Source organism: Affinundibacterium flavidum (assembly GCF_014284175.1).
In the GTDB taxonomy this organism is placed as follows: domain Bacteria; phylum Pseudomonadota; class Gammaproteobacteria; order Burkholderiales; family Burkholderiaceae_D; genus Undibacterium; species Undibacterium flavidum.
The window spans coordinates 1-21,532 of sequence record NZ_JACOGA010000022.1; the positions used below are offsets into that span (position 1 = coordinate 1).

The following is a 21,532-nucleotide window of genomic DNA, read 5'->3' on the forward strand; positions in this document are numbered from 1 at the left end:
CCCCTTCAAGGGGCGGGTTAGGGTGGGGATGGGTTTGATTTGAGCAAGAAATGTCGTCAATTATCCGACTAAAACCCATCCCCATCCCGACCTTCCCCATACAATTGATAGGGGGAAGGAGAAAACCTACTCTGCCTGCAGCTTCGCACTATATCTTGATTTTGGTTTGCGCCTTTGGGGTGAAACCCGCGCTGCTCAGACGCTTGATGGACAAGCGGCGTGGGATGCACCCCCCCTACAAAGCAAACTTTAAACTCAGTCCCTAAGCGCCACCACCGGTGAAATCCGCATCGCCAACAAGGCATGACGCAAACTCGATGCCAGAGCAATCAAGAGCGCGACACTCAACGCAAATAGCAGTGTCCAGCCACCAATCGGAGCACGTTCGACAAAGCTGGCAAGGTAATATGAAATCGCCAGCGCTCCCAATGGCAAACCAATCAACGCACTTGCCAACATAATGAAACCAAACTCTTTACCGAGTAGTAGCGCAATCGACTTCGTCTTAGCCCCGTAAATCTTACGTATCGCAATTTCCTGAAACCGTCTTTGTACGCTATAAGCAGACAACACATAAATACCAAAAGCAGCAATCGCCAAGGACAAGATCGCCGCAATAATCAGGAGTTTGCTCATACGTAAATCTTCTTCGTAGTTTTGTGCGATGAGGCTGGTACTAGTTTTGATATCAACAACTTGACTAGGGAAGTACTGTCGCCATAAATTTGTGATTTGCATCGTCGCTTCGGACAAATTGCCGTCGGTCCGAATGGTAAAAGTGTGCGGCCAAAACGCGGGAATAAAAATACGTGGAACCTCAGGGTTATGTGCACTTCGGTAGCGCACGTTGGGGACGACACCGATGATTTGCACGGATCTTGGCTTATCCCTATTGTCCACAACAAATTGTCCTATTGCTGATTGTGGAGTAGAAAAACCCAAAGCACTTACTGCAGCGAGATTCAACACTATCTTGTCCGCATACTTGGGTGCATCAAGTGTAGGATCAAAAACCCGTCCTGCTAGTGATTTTATGCCATGCACAGAAAAAAAATTAAGTGAAATACCTTCCAGATTTGGCATTACGTACTGACCATTTGATGCACGTAGCGGGACAAAATCGACGCCAGTCACATCTTTTCCTACAGACCAAAACGAAACTGCAACATCCTCAACCCGAGGAAGTCGTAAGAGCGCATCACGAAATGCATTTGCCTCTGAATCTTCTATCGATTGTGCTAACGTCAGCACCAATAAATGATTCGGTTCAAACCCCAAATTCGTTTTCGTCGAATAGTAAGTTTGCCATGCAATCGCGAGAGATATCGCACCAAAGCTCATAGCACAAGCAAATTGGAGTATCGTCAAAACACGACGCAATCGTGCACCATTTAATGTTTCGCTATTTCCACGACCAACCATGGCCTGATGCGCATTGACACATAAGGCTAGCCAAGTCGGATAGATACTCATCACGAAACCAATCAGCACACTAAAGAGTAAGCTAACCACGATATTTGAAAAGGAGAACAAATCGTCTAGCTGACGATTCATCAGATCAGAAAATAGAGGCAAAATCAACCATGCTAACAATAAGCCGAGGCTGGTGGCGGCAAAACTCAAGCACAAAGATTCCGTCACAAATTGCGCAACAATACGCGCTCGACTGGCACCTAAAATTTTGTAGATGCCGACTTCTTTTTGCCTACGCAAAGTGCGCGCCACACTCAAATTGATAAAACTAGTTGCGGCCAAAAATACAAGTAAAAAAGCAGCTCCGATTAATGCAAACACTGTTCGTTCATCGCCACGAACGAGATTTTTTCGTCCCACCAGATCGCGATCAAAATACGCGTCTGCGAGACTTGTCAAACGAATCTCTATAGCTCTTTTTCGAGCTACGTTTTCCACTGTAGTGGCAACATGTTTTAGAAGCGCCTTCGAAAATGGTGATTTATCAGCCACATCTTGTAATCGATCCTCTACCATTTTCACATCCACATTCGTCGGCAATTGAATATAGGCACGACTATAGTCCTCCCTTGCGCCTCCCTTGAGTACCGCAAATGTCACCGTGGAATTATTGGGTAAATCTTTGATCAATGCACCGACATAATATGGTTTTCCCTCTATATCTACCCGATTTCCTAAGGGCGATTTAGAGCCGAAAAGTCTTGAAGCAATTTCTGCCGTCAAAGCAACGGCGTCAGGTCGTGCGAGCGTAGCCAATAAGTCGCCTTGCAATGCTTTTACAGCAAACATATTCGGAAAATTGCTATCCGCTGTAGCCACTAAAATTTTACTGGTAGAACCAGAGGCCGTAGAGACGCTCAAAGTGTCAATATCAACAAATGTAAGAGTATGTGGTATCCCGCTTTGTCCGAGTGATTGCTTGAGCGGCCAAACATTAAAATCAATCCAAGCTGGATACGCAATCACGTTCAATCTATGCTTGACCAAAAAAATCCGCTTAGCATCTGGCACATGTCCATCATATTCAAACGAATATTTGGCATAACCCAACAACAAAAAGCACACACCAAAACTCACGCTCAAGCCCAAAAATACGATGAGTGAATGAGCCGGCTGTTTTAACAAAATTCGCCAGGCGATTTTTAAGTCTCTGATTTTCATTTCTATTCAATCTCAAGGTTTGGGCATAATTCGCATTGCTTAGGAGCTCGGCAGCTTGGCGGCGCGGGTTGCACCCGTCCTACCAGATCAAACTAGCACTTAATCTCTGAGCGCCACCACAGGCGAAATCCTCATCGCTAATAAGGCATGACGCAAACTCGATGCCAAAGCAATCAAGAGCGCGACGCTTAAAGCGAATAGCAAAGTCCAGCCGCCAATGGGCGCTTGTTCAACAAAGCTCGCGAGGTAATGTGAAATCGCCAGCGCTCCCAGTGGCAGGCCTATCAAAGCACTTCCCAACATAATGAAACCGAATTCTTTGCCAAGTAGTAGCGCAATCGACTTCGTCTTCGCTCCGTAAATTTTGCGTATCGCGATTTCTTGCACGCGTCTTTGTACGCTGTACGCAGACAGCACATAAATACCAAAAGCAGCAATCGCTAAGGACAAGATCGCAGCAATGATCAAGAGTTTGCTCATACGTAAATCTTCTTCGTAGTTTTGGGCGATGAGGCTGGTGCTGGTTTTGATGTCAAAAGTCTCATTAGGGAAATGCTGCCGCCATAGGTTTGCGATATTGACCATCGCCTCAGGCAAATGTCCATCAGTCTGAATGGCTAGGGTATACGGCCACAATGAAGGAATAAAGCTGCGCGGCACCTCGCTATCATGCGCACTTCGATATCGTAGATCGGACACAACACCAACAATTTGTAATGGCTCTGGGTCATCATTCATATCGACTACAAACTGCCCAATCGCGGCTTGTGATGAAGCAAATTCAAACGCCTTAATTGCGGCAAGATTGAAAATAATTTTCTTCGATTTTTCTGGGGTATCCAGTTTTGGATCAAACCCTCGTCCGGCCAGGACTCTCACGCCATGCACGGAGAAAAAATTAGGTGAAACCCCTTCATACGTTGGCAGAACATAGTTACCTTTGGGCCCGCGAAAAGCCCCAAAACTACCCACATCATCTCGTCCAACGGGGCGAAGCGAAACCGCTACATCCCTAACCTGAGGAAGTCGTAAAAGCGCATCGCGAAAGCTACTGCTCTCAGGCTCGCGGATCGACTTCCTCAGCTTCAAAACCAATAGATTGTCAGGCTCAAATCCCAAGTTCGTTTTGGTTGAATAGTCGGTCTGCCATGCAATCGCCAGCGACACCGCTCCAAAGGCCATGGCAGTGGCGAACTGAAGTATGGTCAAACTTCGACGTAGCCGCGCGCCTCCAACACTTTCACTATTGCCGCGCCCCGCCAGCGCTTGTTGTGCATTCACTCCCAACGCGAGCCAGGTGGGGTAAATACTCATCAGAAGTCCGACTAGTAAGCTGAAAACTAAACTCAACCCCAAATTAGATAGACAAAATAAGTCTCCTAATTGACGATTCATCAGCTCAGAAAATAGCGGTAAGATCAGCCATGCCAAGAACAAACCCAAACTGGTCGCTACGAGGCTCAAAGTCAGAGACTCAGTCACAAATTGCGCGATGACACGAGCTCGACTCACTCCCAACATTTTATAGACGCCAATCTCTCTTTGTCTGCGCAAAGTGCGTGCCACACTCAAATTAATAAAACTGGTTGTCGCCAAAAATACGATCAACAACGAAACTGCACTGAAAGCAAGCACGATACGTCGATCACCTCGAACCACATATTTCAATACACCCAAGTCTTGATCAAAGTAAGCGTCGGCGAGACTGGTCAAACGAATTTCTACGGCACGTTTGTTTCCTAAACTTTGAGCGTATGTTGGAAATATCCTTTTTACGACATTCTCAAAAAAAGGAGATTTATCTGCTCTTTCCTGAATGTATTTCTCCACTATCCGTATGTCGATATTGCTTGGCACCTGAACATAGGCACGGCCCAATCCCGCGTCCGATCCTTTGAGCGCATCAAATCCAACTGTAGAATTACTCGGCACATCTTGTATGACGGCGCCGACGTAATAAGTTTTCCCATCCATTTGCAGGCGACTACCAATAGCATTCTTGGTACCAAACAATGTGGCAGCTGTTTTGACACTAATCGCCATCGCGTCGGGCTTCGTGAGTGTCAATTTCAAATCGCCTTGCAATGCTTTGACTGCAAACATATCGGGAAAATTCGCATCAACACTGGCGATCAAAACCTCGTGCTTTATGTCTGCACCGGTTGTGACATTTCGAGATTTCAGATCTATAAATGTGAGCTGATGGGGAATTCCACTTTGCCCTAACGATTCTTTGAGTGGCACAACACTAAAATCCACCCAAGCTGGATTACCAATCACATTCAACTTATGTTTCACCAAAAAAATCCGTTTGGCATCAGGCACATGCGTGTCATATTCAAACGAATATTTGGCATAGCCCAACAACAAAAAGCACACACAAAAACTCACGCTCAATCCCAAAAAAACGATGAGTGAATGAGCAGGCTGTTTTAACAAAATTCGCCAGGCGATTTTTAAGTCTCTGATTTTCATTTTTATTTTCATCTCAAAGCGTGAGTAAAATTAGCTTTGCTCAGGTGCACGATTGTTTGGCAGCGCGGGTCGCACCCGCTCTACAACGCTAACCAGCCTCACCCTCGCAGTATCTGCAACGGTGACATCGATACGGCTCTCAAGGTGTTACCCAAAGTCGCCAACACCGCAACCAAGATACCTATCACACTCGACGCCACCAAAGTCCATACGCCGATAGGCGCATGCACAACATAATCGGCTAAATAGACTTGTATATAGCGATAAGCTAACGGCAGCGCGATGAGGCATGCCAGTCCCATCAATATCGCAAACTCTCGTCCTACGAAACGTAGGATATGTCCGTTGTTCGCGCCATAGAGTTTGCGCAACACGATTTCCTTACTGCGTCTTTGTACGCTGTAGGCGGCTAATACGTAGATACCAAATGCGGCGATTGCTAGGCTCAGTATGCTGGCCAGCGTTAGTAGCCATGCCATGTTCTTTTCTGCGCGATTTTCTTCTTCAATTTCTGCGTTGACTGTTTGCATGCGCAATAAACCGTCCGGAAAGTGTCGCGTCCAGAGCTGCTCGATGGCGGCTTGCACTTTGCTGACGTCGCCGAGCGTGCGCACAATGAATTTGCTACCTGCTTGATTAAGAAAGTAAATCACTGCTTCGTCATTTTTTTTGGGATCTGTATTTCTAAAATTAGACACGACACCAATGATTTGAAGCTCTTGCTCTCCACGTTGCACAAATTGCCCTATCGCATCCTCATTGCTGGTGAACCCTAATTTTTTGACTCCGTTTTCGTTCAAAACCACGTCATGCCTGGCATCACGGTTATCGAGGTTAGCGTCGAAACCACGTCCTGCTTTGGGCAAAATACCTAGGGCGGAGAAAAATTCGGTTGTCACTTTTTGGTATTTCATATGAATGGAAGGGAAGCCTTTGCGGTCTATCGCATCGGCATTTTCCAGAGAGCGAGCTTGCGTCGTAGAGACACCAACTAGAGCGATATTCGGTACTTGTTTCAATTCGGCATGGAATGCATTGAATTGTTCTCGCGTAGTGCCAGCAGGAAGACTTAGACTGATCAAGGGCTTAGGGTCAAATCCTATACTCTGGGTAGAAAGAAAATAGCTCTGCCATGAGACCGCCAATGCACTGGCAGAAAACGCTAAAGCGGCGCTCATTTGCAGCACGGTCAGTACCCGCAGTACTTTTTGTCCACTGATGCTTTCTTGATCGCCCCTTCCTCCTAAGGCGACACTCGGCATCACTTTATAGGCTGAGTAGGCAGGCACTAAGCCAGCAATAAGCCCCAGTATCAGTGCAAGTAAAAGGCTGACACCCACACTCGCCAAGGAAAAGGATGCTGCGAGATCGATTCCCAAAAATTCAGAGAATAGCGGGAGCACTAGCCACGCTAAACCCAGCCCTATAACTGCTGCGACGAGAGTGACCAAAGCAGACTCACATAGAAATTGCATCGTTACCCGTATAGCACTCGCACCCAATATTTTTTGCAAAGCGATTTCACGCTGACGGCGTATGGCACGTACTTGCGCTAAATTGACATAGTTGCTTGCGGCCAGCGCAAGTATGAGTAGCGCCACGATCGCTAGCCCACTGAGTATCCGACTGTCTTGTGTCATTCCAGCCGCTAAATCAGGGTCGAGATTTTGCTCGCGCAGTGGCAACATTTGGTGAGTGATTATTTTTTTCTTACCGCTCTGCTGCATCATGGGTTGAAGAAACTCTCGGAAGAGTTTCGATTTTTCTAACTCGCTATCAACTCTGGCGATGATTTGTTCTGGCGCGACTAGCCCCATCGTTTTGACATAGACGTTGAAGCCGACCGCGCCCCAATTTTCCAAACGATTCTGACGCCTATCCTCATCCAACAATCTTGTTTGCATACCAGTAAGCGCCTGATATTCAATTGAGCTGGTGACTCTTGGCGTAGGTAAGATGGCTTGCACGGAATAAGCCTTCCCCATCACCAACACCGTTTTTCCCAAAGCATCTTGATGTCCAAATAGTTTTTGCGCCGTCTGTTCGGTCAACGCCAAGGCATCAGGACGAACCAAGGCAGCATTTAAATCGCCTTTAACGCCAGTGATAGAAAAAACCTTAGCGAATTCTCCAGCGACTAGGGCGACACTGATTTGATGTACGGTTTCGCCCGCTCTCATGTCCACCGTTTCATGCCCGATTGCGGTACTTATAACAGGCAATCCACTATCCGCAATGGCGCGATGAGACTGATAACTGCTTGACCCACGCCAACCGTAAAATCCTTCGCTGTCCCAATGTTCTTTGAGTAAAAATATTTTCTCATGGTCGGGAACATGGGCGTCAAAACTCATTTGATGCCTGACTAATCCCAGTAAAAGAAAACAAGCGGCGATACCTAGGGATAATCCGAAAATCACAATCGCAGAATAACTAGGTTCTTTAAGAAGTAAACGCCAGCCAATTTTAAGGTCTTTAATATTCATGTCTGTTTAAGCTTTCGACCATTGGTAATAATTCATACTCGTGATCAGGTTTGTGGTCATGTCCGTGATCAAGTGCGTGATCACGTAATAGAGAAATAGAGAAATAGAGAAATCATTTTTCGCATAAAAAACATTCGGCGATTGTTTTCACGATCACGCACTGTTTCACTGTTTCACTATTTAACAGAGGCGAGCTTCACTAGCTTTCTATTTCGCTGAAGTTTTTTCCTATGATGATTTACGCCGCCTGCAATGCATCGACCACAATGCGTCCATCAAGTAGATTGATGGTGCGTGAGGCTTGTGCAGCATGGGCGGGGGAATGAGTGACCATCACGACTGTGGTACCTTCTTCATTGATTTTTCTGAGTAAGCGCATCACTTCGTCGCCGTGCGCGGTATCGAGATTGCCGGTCGGTTCATCGGCCAGCAAAAGAGCAGGATTAGCGACTAAGGCACGGGCAATGGCAACACGTTGTTGTTGCCCGCCAGAGAGTTGAGATGGTCGATGTTTGGCTCGGTGTGTAATGCTCAATTTTTCAAGCATCGCTGCGACTTTTTCACGACGCTCTTTGCTGGGCATGCCGGTGTATTCCAATGCCAACTCTACGTTTTCAAACACAGAGAGTTCTTCGATCAAATTAAAGCTTTGAAAAATAAATCCGATCCGCCCGCGCCGTAACTGATTCAACTTCGCTTCGCTGTAACCAGCGACGTTTTCACCTTCGAAAAAGTAGTCCCCTGAAGTGGGTACGTCGAGCAAACCGATCAGTCCCAGTAACGTCGATTTACCGCAGCCAGATGGGCCGGTGATCGCGAGATATTCACCCGCATTGATGTCCAGATGTATGTTATCCAAAGCAGTGGTTTGAATGTCACCGGTGAGGTGAATTTTGCTGACTTGTTTTAGATTGAGCATGGTGGTTTCCTAAATTATTAACGAATGTTTGTGCTATTTTATATTCAGATTTTTTACGGTTTGATACTGTTCATAACTTGAAATCACGACGCTTTCGCCGACTTTGATACCGTCGAGAATTTCTACTTGTCGATTGCTGCGCTGTCCAATTTTGATCGTGCGTTTTTCTGCGCGCTGCCCACTTTTATCGACGACAAATACCCATCTTCCTCCGCTATCGTTAATATAGGTTCCCATCGGTAAAATGACTGCGGACTTCGGTGCCCCCAGGCTAATGTTGACGTCCAAACTTTGTCCGGGATTGAGTTGCTTAGGATTTTCTCCTGTGAATTTCAGCTCGACTAAAAAACGCCCTTCTTTGATTTGCGGATAGATAGCCATCACTGCGATGTCGTAACTTTGATCTATCATGCGCGCCTTACCTCGCTGCCCCAAGGTGACACGATTGAGATAATACTCATCGACTTGGGCTTGAAGTTTAAAGCTACTCGGATCATCCACTCGACCGAGGCGTTTACCAGTCACAACAGACTCGCCGACTTGCAAATGAAAATCCGTAAGTTTGCCGGCAATCGGCGCTCTGACTGCCAAACCATCCACTGCCTGTGTCACTAACTTTAAACCGGATTGCAAGCCATTGATGCCCGCCTCCATTTGCGCTAATGCCGTTTGCCTTACTGTCGCGTTTTGTGCTTGATGTTTTTCTTCTTCACTGTACACATAGCTTGCACGCTCATATTGGTCCTTGGATTCTTCAAGCGCAACCTGCGAAATAAATCCTTCTTGCGCCAGACGCTTATTGCGTTCATGTTTTTTCTTGGCCTGTTCCTTATCGAAAGCGAGTTGTGCCAACTGTCTTTTAGCTTCAGAATTCGCGGACTGAAACAAGACCTGCATGTTCGCCATATTCGCCACTTGTTGGGTATGCTCGCCTTTGCGCTGCAGGAGCTCCAAGTTGCGCTGAGAATTAGAAAGTCGGAACAAGAGTTGTCCTTGCTTGACCATCATACCGTCTTGCACATTAATTTCTTCCACCCTTCCATATTCAACCGAATCAAGTATCACGGAATTCAAAGGCTGAGCCGTTGCACGCACGATAATGTCGTCCAAAAAAATCCCTTGTTCAGCGGCTTGAATGCGAATATCGGCTTTGGTAACTTGCAGACCTTTAGGAATTGACAGCCATCCCAGAACTAGCACAGCGGTCAAAGCTGAAAGTCCCAGAGTGAGCTTCAGCACACGTCGCCTATTATTTTTCGGGACAACTTGATCCATTGCAGCACCACTGGAGGTAGCCGATGCACTATTTATTTGAATTTGAGATAGGGGTTTCATTCAGGTGAATTCATTTTTTCGTGTTTGATGAATTCCATAATTGCAAATTGTGTGCCATGTCTTTGACATGCTGAAATCAACCGATTTCAAATAAAAACTGTCCGATTCCGGACAGTTCCGCCTACACAATGTCTGAAATCGAACGCTGATATGCTACCAAGCAAAATGGATGGGGCTCGGTTCATTCACATTTTTTGTTTCGCATTACAAAGTTCGTCAGAACAAGCCGATGTCTATCCAGGTCATTTCGCTACTTGGCCACTTAGTCATTTGAGCCAGTACTTCATACGGCATTTATGTATAAGCACCACTAAAATCCGTATCAAAATATGGTCATTGCAAACGACCGCATACTCGGACTGGTTGGATAAAATTCGCCCCCATTCGTCACTAAAAAACTCACCTACAAACCATGATTTCTACCGTTGATCGTAATCCTATTTGTATTTTATGTGAGCGATTTTAGAGTAGAGCTCCGTCAAATCGAAGTCACTTTTCGCTAGCCTAAAGTGACTTCATCTTATGGAGCAAGAAATGCGATACAGATCAAATCATCACGAACAAAATCAAGCGAAGTACAAACTCAGCGTCCTACATCCATTGCGGCGATTTGTACTCAAGCTCTTCGTCTTCAGTGCTGTTCTTAGTACTGTTCTTAATGGCTTTTTGGCTTCAACTTGCTATGCACAAAACACCAACGACAATGGGGAAAATTTCACTGCGATCCCTGCATTTCAAGCACGTGCGGGTCGCGTTAAACCCATCATCGCTGTGATCGCTGAAAATCGCTTTACTGAACTGACCGATTATGTCGTCCCTTACTCCGTCCTTAAGCAGGCAAACATTGCTGATGTCTTCGCATTAGGAATGCAAGAGGGTGTCATACAAATGTTCCCCGCTTTACGTTTGAGAGCACAATTGAGCGCCCTGCAATTTGATACCTTGCATCCAACGGGAGCGGATTATGTCATCGTACCTGCCGTGCATTACAGTGATAATCCTGCCTTATTAGCTTGGGTACGAGAGCAGGCAAAAAAAGGCGCAACTATCGTCGGAATTTGTGATGGCGTGTGGGTGTTAGCCCACGCAGGCTTACTTGAAAACAAACAGGCAGTGGGACATTGGTATTCTTTTGACGACCTTACTAAACAATTTCCACGCACGCAATTCATCAAGAATAAACGTTTTCTGGCGGACGGCAAGATCATTACCAGTACGGGCGTCAGTGCTTCACTTCCAGTCTCTATGGCGCTGGTTGAAGCGATCGCAGGCAAAGCGAAGGCTAACGCAGTGGCGGCCGAACTCGGCATCACAGATTGGACGACCGCACACCGCAGTGCAGACTTTAAATTATCTGGCCAACATTTATGGACCGCGTCTTGGAATTGGTTATCGTTTTGGGGTAAGGACAAATTCATGACGCCACTCACTACGGCTGTCGATGAACTCAGGCTGGCGTTGACGGCAGATGCATTTTCTCGCACCTACCGCTCTAGCGTGTGGACTTATGCCAATGAATCTGTCAACAGCTTACGCGGATTGCAGATCCTGCCAGATATGACCCAAGCTAACTCAGAAGATGTACTACCAGATTTGCCAACTGATCTCCCGCCGGGACAAACTCTGGATTGGGCATTGCAACAAATTGCACAACGATATGGTGAGCGCTCCGCTAGTTTCGTCGCATTACAATTGGAATATCCGTATCGCGCAAAAAAATAAGCGCTCTGATGACGAAATGACTCAGACGAGCTTAGCTGACTCAAGGATAGCAATCACTTGCGTATCCTTGAGCACAGGGCATCTCACTAACTACTTCCCACCACGTGGATCAACCACATTCACCGATTCAGGCGATGGGCCGTAAGCGCGAATTTCTGGTCTGTACATATCTTCGGCATAAGTGCCTGGCACATGGAAGCGTCCAGGAGTAACTACGCGTAGCATGTAGAACAGATTGATCTTGCTATCACCCAAGCGCACCGCGGCAACGAAACGGTCGTCGCGGTATTCTTTATGCTTGATGCGCTCATCAGCCATTGCCGCCGCTAAATTCACACCTTCAATACTGAATTCACCGGCTTGCGGGCCTTGTGAGAGATTCAGATTCTCGACTTCTAAGCCAGCCGGAATATGATCAACGACCATCGCATCTTCGATGATTTGTTTGGCGCTGGCAGTGACACGGGCAATCAGCATATCGCCGACTTTTAAATTGCCACCTTTCCACGGTTTGCCATCGACGGTGAACCATTTGCGTTCCAGATTAATTTTCTCTGTACTTGGTAGTGGCAATTTCAAAGGGAAACCACTAGCCTCAATTTCTAGCCATAAAGAATTACTGCCTTTGTTTTCGATAGTGATACCTTTTAAGGCGAGTGCAGGATCGAAGTGGCGGCTGGCACTGTCTTTAGAACTCAAAGGCGTGCTGCCATCGGCAGTTTTAAGAACCACGCTCCACGGATCGGTCACCGTCCCACCGGCAGCACGCGCTGCTAAGAACAAGGCGATACGCTCTTGAGTCGAGTAATACCCACGTGCCTTGCCGAGACGATCCGCCAGACTAATCAGCAAATTCTCGCGTTGTGGATGATTAATTTTATGACGTGACAATAAGGCATACGCCATTGCCTGATCACGCACCGCAGTACCGTAATCGCCTAACCAATCCCAATCCCATCCGGCGCGTATGCCATACGGTTTACTCATCGCTTCATTGATCGCAACATCCGCACGTTTTTGATCACCCATCAGGCTCAATGCCAAGCCCAAATGCACCAGCGGCAACGATGATTTTGCACGATCACGATAACTATCATGTAGCAAGCGCAAAGACGCCAATGAGGCTTTTTGATCGCGTGCCAGCATATAGCCTATGTGCGCCAACTCGGCAAAACGCTGATGACTGTCACGCAGCAAATCGTAATCGCGCCATTCGTAGGCACCGTTCGCATCTGGTTTCAGACTTGCCGGCAATGAAGGGAACAGATTGGCAGCGCCGTTCAGTTTTTCCACCATCCATTTTTGTGCGCGCTTATTCATTTCTTCTGGCACATTAAAACCAGCGTCACGTGCATCCGCCAGGAAGCTGGTGACATACGGTGTCAGATAATTTTCGTAAGCGCCGTTATTCCCATTCCATAGACGGAAACCACCTTCTGCACCTTGCATACCGGCGATACGACTGATCGCACCTTCAATGAATTTCGCACGCTCTTCACGAGTACGTGGTGCCAGGCCGACCGCCTTTGCGCTTTCTTCATCAATAAACACATGCGGGTAAGCTGCACTGGTGGTTTGTTCCAGACAGCCATACGGATAATCAAGTAAGCCTTTGACGATACTGCGGACGTTCAAAGGCGGACGATTCCACATCGTGACACTTAATGTCGATGAGCCACGATAGAAGCGCTCTATCATATTCACATCAATTTTTTGCGTTGCGCCTGCATCGATACGTATCCGCCTTGCATCTTGTTCACGCGGCACTGGCGGTTGAATTTGCAATGCGAATTCCCTATGAATCACGACTGGTTTTTCGCCTGCTGTTTTGACATCGAGACTGATACGCGATAGGCCATACGGCTCAGTCGGTTCTATATTGAAGCGCAGAATATTACGCTGTTTTGGTGCCAGCTTGATCGTGCGTTCACCTTCGCTTACTTTCAATAATTTATCGGCAGAGAGTTTGATATTGATACTCTGTTCGCCTTGCATCATATTCGTCACATCGAGCGCCAGTGTCGACGTATCGCCAGGGCCGATAAAGCGTGGCGTCGCCAGCTCGGCAACGATAGGGGCGCTGACAAGCACTTCTTTATCAGTGCTACCGTAAGCGTCATCCGTAGAGGCAACAACCATTACGCGCAACGTGCCGTTGAAATCAGGAATATTCAATGCTACATCCGCTTCGCCCTTGTCATTGAGCTGCACTGGACCCGAGAAAATATCGACCAGCTTCACTTTTTTCGGCATGCTCTTAGTATCGCGTTTGCCTGCGTCACCACCCCATTTAATCTTGCCCGGCGTACCGTCCATGCGCTCAATTAGCTTGCCATAAATATCGGTCAACTCTGCACTGAAACGATGTTTGCCGAAGAAGAAATCGAAGGGATCAGGAGTTTTGAAACTGGTGATATTTAATATGCCCACGTCCACCGCAGACACCGTGACCATGGCTTTTTTACCCGCAGCATTCTCCACTTTAACTTTGGCAATCATGCGTTTTTCTGGTTCGACTTGCGCTGGTGTAGCAACACTCACTTTCAACTTGCGTGGCTCGCGCGCCAAAGGCAACCATGTCAGACCGACTGCACGTGCTGGCGTGACCTTATCGCCTTGATTACCAGGGCGGAAAACCACGGTAGAAACATACATATCCGAACGATTCCAATTTTTATCAATAGGAATACTGACCGTCGTGCCCTCGGTACTGACTGCCACCCGCTTACTCCACAAAACCTTATCGGCTTCGACCAGGACCAAGGCTTCGCCATCATGCGGTGGAATAATTTTGAGTTTGACGTCATTCCCAGGTTTGGCCGGCGCGCCTTCTAATTGCAGACGGACACGATCTGGGCGATTACCGACGCTTTCACTATCTTGCGCATTCCAACCAGCGTAGAAGAAATAACGTGCGACCAAATCTGTCTCAGGGTCGGTGATTTCTAAACGGTAGCGTCCCCACTTCACTGGCACGGTGAGCTTAGCGCGATTCTTTAATTCCAAGGCGCCTGCATGGATAGTTTCTTCCCCTTCCGTGTAGCCAGAATGCCAGCCACGACCCGCTTCATAACGCCAATAGTATTCTCGATCTTCACGCACCAATTTAAACGGCGCTTGTTTCAACGTCGAAAATTTCCCTGCTGTATTGACGCGGATAATTTCGAATTCAGCCATGCTGCCTTCGCGGGCCACGTCTTTTTCAAATAAGGGACGTATCCCTATCATGCTCGCAGCTGGCCACCAGACACGTTCAATCGAACGCACCACGGGACGCCCGCCCGACTCCAGCAAACTAAATGCAGCGCGCACTTTCACAGGCGACTTTGCGGTAGCGGTAAATGGCACGTTCACTTCTGCTTTGCCGCTATCGTCAAGACTCGTTTCTGCTAATTCTGCACGGCTACGTTCTTTGTCATCGGCAAAATCACCGAAGATAAAACCTGGCCATTCTTTAGCCACAGGATTCTTAAAACGCTCTTGCGCCACGCTGCCAAGCAAACGATTTCCCGCCGCTGGTGCGCCGTATAAATAGTCGCCCTGTACATCAACATCAAAGCTGGCTGCATCCGTCAACGGTGTTGTTTCCGTTTTCAAATTTAACTTCATGCGCTCAGGCAGAAATTCTTCGACTTGAAATGTATAGATAGAATCAGGCCGTTTCGCCGTTGGATCGGCACGGAACTCCAAGCTCCAGCGGCCAGTAGCAGCATCGGGTGGCAGATCGATCAGATGTTGCAGATAACCTGGCGTCTTAGGATTCGGTTGCCAAATGCTGGAACTCACCACATCGCCACTAGGTTTTTTGAGATCAACTTTAATCGGTGCAGCAGGCAAAGCGACACCTTCCGCTGAACGCACCATCAAAGAGGCAGTGAACTTTTCGCCCGGGCGATAGAGATCACGTCCAGACCAGGCAAACAATTTCGCATCACGCGGCAAATGTCCGCCGATATCAAATTCAGCCAAATCCAAACCCGGTTCTTGCAAAGCGATAATCGACGTTTCTTTATCGCGTTTGGCTAGTAATAACTTAGCGCCATTTGGCAAACCCGGCAAAATTCCGTGACCATCACTATCGGTTTTTCCGCGCAATAAGACTTTACCTTGCTCACCTAGCACTTCAATATCCACACTACCCTGCGCTTTGCCGTCTTTTAGTGAAGTGGTAAACACATCGGTTTGTTTCAATTGGCGGCGCACATGCAAGCCTATGTCACTGACATAGAAATACGTGACTTGATAATCGTAGTCATAGAAACCCGGTCGGCGCATCACTGCGACATAGATGCCGGGCTCTTTGAGTTCAGGGATTTTTTCAACCGGTAAAAAACTGACTTTACGACTATTGGCGACTTCATTGGTGACAAACCGATTTTGATAAACGCTGTCTGCGATGCCTTGTAAAGCATTTAATTGCCAACCTGAAGTCAAACCTTTTAATTTATTTCTGCTGCTGTAGTAATCGTAATAGCCTTCATCGTCCGATTCGCCGTCTCCCTCACTTTCACTGTCAGCACTTTGGTTATGACGATTTTTGCCAACCACCATGTCGATAAATTTTGGTAGTTTTTCAGGAGACACCCGTAAAAATTCCACATCCACTTCAGGAATATTCACGGTCACAACCGGCAAACCACCATTTAGGCCCGCAGGTAAGACCGTGCCTTTGCTGGCAAAAAAGTAAGACGGTGCCATTTCATCACTGATCACTTCACAGGTCTGACCTTTGTCCAACTTCTTGCCACCGCTGGCAAGCAACATGCCACTCAAATTAATCTGATATTTATGCCCTGCCTTAACGAAAGGGAATAATAAAACATGCGGATTGTCGGAAACTATCCAACCGCCTTTGACCAACTCGCTTGGTTTGGACGCGGCATTGGCACTCGCATCTTTTGACACTGGTTTCGTCGTGTCAGGCTTGGTGCTTCCCAAATCAGAAACTTCAATCAGCTTGTCTAAAGCTTGTTCGGCATCGACACTTTGCGAAAACATGACCGCCAAGGCAGGTTTATCGTCATGCAGGCGCGCCGAACAAGAACCCATGGCAAATGGCGCATCGGGGTTCACCACCAATGCATCGCCCGTCACTGGCACTTTGGTTTTCGCTTTTTTTGTCCACCAATATCCGGTACCTGCTACCGCCACCGCGGCAGTCAATAAAACGATGCCCAAGGTTTTCTTAGAAAGATTTGCCATATTGAATTCCCGAGTTTGAAGTGGAGCCAATATAGCATTTCAAACAAGAAAAAAATATGCAAAAGTACTCGCTGATTCACGTATTTTTTGCGTCACCAGTATGCTTTTCTTATATAAATTAGATTCCTAAAATAGCTTGCAAATACAACAATAAGAGTAAAAGTGCAATTTTAATTTTCAACATAATCACCCGAAAAACAACAAGACCTTTGATCATATTGCACGTACCAATTGCCTCAGGTAGTATGAATCGGCCTATTTTTTGCAGGGAAGCAGGGCATACCAGTAGCAACTAAACATTGATTGACATCCCCCTGTCGTCAATACATATATAAATCATAATGGGAGCAAGAATTGAAAAATAAATCTACAAAGCTCGGCAGTTCGTCGAACAAAGAAATTTTTGTGAAAAGCGCAGTTCAATTAGCCATCGTGTTATTAGCCTCTGGCGGTATCGTCAACGCGCAAGAAGCAACGCCAGCCAAAGCAGGTGAAAAGGCACAAGAAGTACAACAAGTCGTGGTGACTTCCACGGGTACTCGTGGTTCTAACCGTACGGTGATTGATACGCCAGTACCAGTAGACATGCTCGCTGCGTCCGATCTGACCAAAACTGCACAAACATCTCTCGATAAGGCTTTGCAATATCGTGTGCCATCATTTAACACGGTGCAAACTCCAGTCAATGATGCAACCTCTTTGCTCGATCCTTACGAAATTCGGAATATGGGTCCAAGCCGTTCATTGGTTTTGATCAACGGCAAGCGCAAAAACTCCAGCTCATTGGTGTATACCCAAACTTCTCCTGGACGTGGCGAAAGTGGTGCCGATATTTCCGCGATCCCACAAGATGCAATTAAACGAATTGAAGTCTTACGTGATGGTGCATCGGCACAATATGGCTCCGACGCGATTGCTGGTGTCGTCAATATCATTTTGAAAGATAATCCCGAAGGTGGCTCAGTCAATGGCCGACTCGGCGTCACCGATAAAGGCGACGGCAAGTCCGAAGCATTTAGCTGGAATCAAGGCTTTGCCTTAGGTGATCGTGGCTTCGTCAACTTCACTTTGGATACTTCCCATAACGCACTAGCGAACCGTCCTGGTATTCTTACCGTAGCGAATGAAGTTGATTATTGGGGAGCCGATCCAGCCTTGGTTCGTTCATTCCTAGCTAAGCGTCCTGATGGCGGTAATATCAACGGTTCGCCTGATACTCGTGCAAACAAATTCTTGATTAACTCCCGCTATGACGTATCAGGAGGCACGAGTATCTACGCCAATGCCGCTTACGTCGACAAAAAAATCGATAGTTATGCGAACTATCGCGCTCCGTATTGGCGTCCAACTGACTTCGGCTTGCTGCATGCAGCTGGCACACCGTACGAAGGCTATGTACCGGGTTTCCTAGGCGCTTTAAAAGACTACAACGCGACGGTTGGTACAAAATTTGAGGCTGCAGGATGGGATGCCGACCTCAGTTTGACTTTCGGTGGCAATGAGCAGAAGTACACCGTTACTAATTCGCTCAATCGGGCTATTGAAGACAAATTCAAAAACGGCATCACTTTGCCACAGCACGGTCAAACTCGCTTTGATGCAGGCGGATCACAATTTACCCATACAGTATTTAATGCTGACTTCTCCAAAGAACTCAGTAAAGGATTAAATGCGTACTTTGGTACTGAAATTCGCCAAGAAAAATATTCTCTGATCGCAGGTGATCCAGGTTCCTATCTCTATTCTGGTGCTGATTCTTACGCGGGCAATGCTCCTGCAGACTACGTTCAAGATGGCGTACATAAGAAAGGCCAGGCAGGTGATTGGGATCGTTCCAACTATGGTATTTATGGCGGTGCCATCATAGATGTTTCCAAAGATTTTGTCATTGATGCAACTGGTCGCTATGAGAAATATAGTGACTTCGGCAATGCTTTCATTGGAAAATTAAGTGGTAAATACAATGTAAACGATCAACTGACTTTACGTGCCTCCGTATCTTCCGGTTTCAGAGCACCATCCCTGATGCAAATCTACACAGAGAAAAATCAATATTCATTCTCTAACGGACAGATCGAAGTAACAGGTATCCTCAATAACATTTCCGACGATGCTGCACTCTTAGGTGTAAAAAAACTCAAAGCAGAAAAATCTACCAACATCACACTGGGTCTAGGATACAAGCCAACGTCAGATACCAGCATGACTTTGGACTACTATAACATTTCATTAAAAGACCGCATTATTCTTGGCGCGACCTTAAAAGCAACTGGCAATGCCAGTTCGCCTATCGACAAAGTTCTGGCAAGACGTGAATGGGTTGGTTTAAGCTTCTTCGCGAATGCTATGGATAGCAAGACTTCGGGTCTGGACTATGTCTTTAGTCAACGCAATGTGAAGTTAGGCGATGCTAAGTTGACTTTCAATTTATCGGGTAACTACACACTTCAAAATGAACGTGATGGCAACATCAATAATCCAGCTTCTGTTGTAAGCGCAGGAAAATCTGTGTTTGACGTGACACAAGATGCGTTGATGTTTACTTCCAGACCAAAATTCAAAACGATTTTGGGAATTGATGCGGACATTAGAGATTTCAACATCTCTCTGAACAACACCGTATTTGGAACAACACGCTTTAGAAACGCTGACCTGCTCGACCCAGAAAATCTCGAAGTGGTGTTCAAAACAAAAACTGTGACAGACTTTGCGATTAGCTATCAATTGAGCAAAAACCTGACCTTAGCATTTAATGTTAACAACATGTTTAACGTCACACCATCTTGGCGTGTAGAGGCAATTAACAACGTTGCCGCAGGGAATGCGATTCTCAATGACCCAGCAAAAGCTCGTGCCAATTGGCAAGGGCTCACGTTTGACGGACGCTACTCCATGGTCACCTATGACGGTTCACACTTCAGCCAATTAGGCCGTATGTACAATTTGTCTTTGAGCTACCGTTTCTAAGAGTTAGTCAGATCACTGACATAGATTTTCTATGTCAGTCAAAAAAAGACCGCAGAATTTTCGCGGTCTTTTTCATTTCTGAATCGGAATTACTAGCAACTGCACGCAGACAAGAATTACACCGACAAGTTAGCTAAATACGACAAACCTTGTATTGAACGACTGCCGTACCAAGACAACATTTCGCCGTCAACCAGCAATACTGGCTTGTGAATTTGTTGCTGCAAAGCTTCTGCATGTGCTTGTGTAAAACTATAAGGTTCCGTCGACAACAGCACGAGTTCTACGTCTTGCAAACTAGCGTCACTCCAATCAAAACTCGGATAGCGCAAAGCAGAATCCGCTTGCCATTGCTGCCAGCCTCGCAGCTTCAATAAGTTCGCTATATAGGTATCCTGGCTGACTGTCATCCATGGATCTTTCCAAATACAATACAAAACCTTTTTGGTTTGCTCCGGTGCTGGCAACAAATCAAATTGCTGCTGCAAAGCCTGGCAGAGTTCTTCAGCGCGCGCCGCAACATTGAACACGCCACCCAATAGTCGAAACAAATCAAAATTATCACTCGCTTGTAAGGGATGAGTGACGATCACATGAGGAACGAATTGCGCAAGTTGCTCCACCGTCGGCTTTTCATTTTCATCGATATTGACGATCAGGTGTGTCGGTGCCAAACGACGAATTTTTTCGATATTCACATCCTTGGTGCCACCAATTTTCGGAATGGCTTTTACTATCTCACGCGGATGTATACAAAAACCTGTACGCCCTACTAATTGATCTTGCAAACCCAAATCACACAATAACTCGGTGATCGAGGGAACCAAGCTAACGATGCGTGCGCTCTCATTTTTTGGCACGATTTGATGTTCAGTGCCAATCGCATCACGCAATAGCAACTGCTGCGATAAGTTTTGCTGCAAAGGAGTCAATTGCTTTTGCATAGTCATGATTTATCCGCATCGATATTGTTGGCATGATCGGATAGTCGCGATTTACGTGGCGCGTTCGCGAATGCCAGATCATAGACAAAATTCGGTAAAGCGCGCAGGACTTTTGCGACGACGCCCATTTGCCATGGAATCACACGATAGCTAACACCGGCCTGTATGCTACGAATTGCGCGCTTGGCAAACTCCGTTGCAGGCAACAAAAAAGGCATCGCATACGTGTTAATTTGCGTCATCGGGGTATCAATATAACCTGGTGCGATGGTCACCACCTTAATCCCGCTTGCACGCAATTCAACCCGTAAGGACTCACAATAACTGATGACCGCCGCCTTTGAGGCGCTATAGGCGCTAGCGCCGGGCAAACCACGAATCCCAGCGACACTGGCAATCCCAACTAGACGACAAGAACGTCGTCCTGCATGCGGTTTCATCTGTTCAATAAAAGGTGCGAAAGTAGCGACTGTCGCTAACACATTCGTATCCATCACGCGCCGGAATACAGCCAAATCTTCCGACAATTCTGTCAGCGTACCGACCGAGATTCCCGCACTGGCGATTACGGTATCAACCACACCAACCGTGTCGATAAAATGCTGCGCTGCCTGTTGCAATGCCTCGTGATCATTGACGTCTAGCGCATAAATCTGATGCGCGGCGGCATTTGGCAAACTGGCACGCAAGCTTTCCAAGACCTCGATCCGTCGGCCGACTAAGCCCAACAATGCGCCTTGTGCCGCATATTCTCGCGCCATCGCTTCGCCCAAGCCAGACGAAGCGCCAGTGATAAACACCGTATGTTTGAATTGCTCTGGAGTCGCCATTTATTTTCCTTATCATTC

The 21,532-nt window shown here is 46.8% G+C and carries 10 protein-coding genes; 2 read left to right on the top strand and 8 right to left on the bottom strand.

Translation table 11 applies throughout. From position 1 onward, the window contains the following. Positions 1-255 precede the first annotated feature (255 nt). From H8K55_RS19030 to H8K55_RS19050, 5 genes are all read right to left on the bottom strand, one after another. Positions 256-2,634 (bottom strand): ABC transporter permease, encoded by a 2,379-nt coding sequence (locus H8K55_RS19030; RefSeq protein ID WP_186943658.1) that lies wholly within the window; start codon positions 2,632-2,634, stop codon positions 256-258. A 99-nt stretch (positions 2,635-2,733) separates the two neighbouring features. After that, positions 2,734-5,109, bottom strand: a complete 2,376-nt coding sequence (locus tag H8K55_RS19035) for an ABC transporter permease (RefSeq protein WP_186943659.1) — start codon at positions 5,107-5,109, stop codon at positions 2,734-2,736. A 98-nt stretch (positions 5,110-5,207) separates the two neighbouring features. Beyond that, complete coding sequence (locus H8K55_RS19040; RefSeq protein WP_186943660.1) at positions 5,208-7,595, bottom strand: FtsX-like permease family protein; 2,388 nt, start codon at positions 7,593-7,595, stop codon at positions 5,208-5,210. A 238-nt stretch (positions 7,596-7,833) separates the two neighbouring features. Further along, a complete protein-coding gene (locus H8K55_RS19045; protein WP_186943661.1) occupies positions 7,834-8,514 on the bottom strand; it encodes an ABC transporter ATP-binding protein in 681 nt (226 codons plus the stop codon). Between the two features lie 33 nt (positions 8,515-8,547). Then, the gene (locus H8K55_RS19050; protein ID WP_230408718.1) at positions 8,548-9,849 is read right to left on the bottom strand and encodes an efflux RND transporter periplasmic adaptor subunit; all 1,302 of its coding nucleotides are present in this window, start codon (positions 9,847-9,849) and stop codon (positions 8,548-8,550) included. A 534-nt stretch (positions 9,850-10,383) separates the two neighbouring features. Between H8K55_RS19050 and H8K55_RS19055 the strand changes: the two genes are divergently transcribed. Continuing rightward, positions 10,384-11,571, top strand: coding sequence for a DJ-1/PfpI family protein (locus H8K55_RS19055; protein ID WP_186943662.1), 1,188 nt, complete (start codon positions 10,384-10,386; stop codon positions 11,569-11,571). A gap of 90 nt (positions 11,572-11,661) precedes the next feature. On the opposite strand, the gene H8K55_RS19060 is transcribed toward H8K55_RS19055, so the two are convergent. Next, entirely contained in the window at positions 11,662-16,773 is a 5,112-nt protein-coding gene (locus tag H8K55_RS19060) for an alpha-2-macroglobulin family protein (protein WP_186943663.1), read from the bottom strand. Between the two features lie 405 nt (positions 16,774-17,178). Between H8K55_RS19060 and H8K55_RS19065 the strand changes: the two genes are divergently transcribed. Beyond that, positions 17,179-19,740, top strand: coding sequence for a TonB-dependent receptor plug domain-containing protein (locus H8K55_RS19065; protein ID WP_186943703.1), 2,562 nt, complete (start codon positions 17,179-17,181; stop codon positions 19,738-19,740). A gap of 116 nt (positions 19,741-19,856) precedes the next feature. Here H8K55_RS19065 and H8K55_RS19070 read toward each other — a convergent pair whose 3' ends face one another. Then, entirely contained in the window at positions 19,857-20,684 is an 828-nt protein-coding gene (locus H8K55_RS19070) for a helical backbone metal receptor (protein WP_186943704.1), read from the bottom strand. A gap of 2 nt (positions 20,685-20,686) precedes the next feature. Continuing rightward, positions 20,687-21,514, bottom strand: coding sequence for an SDR family oxidoreductase (locus tag H8K55_RS19075; RefSeq protein ID WP_186943664.1), 828 nt, complete (start codon positions 21,512-21,514; stop codon positions 20,687-20,689). Between the last annotated feature and the right edge of the window lie 18 nt (positions 21,515-21,532).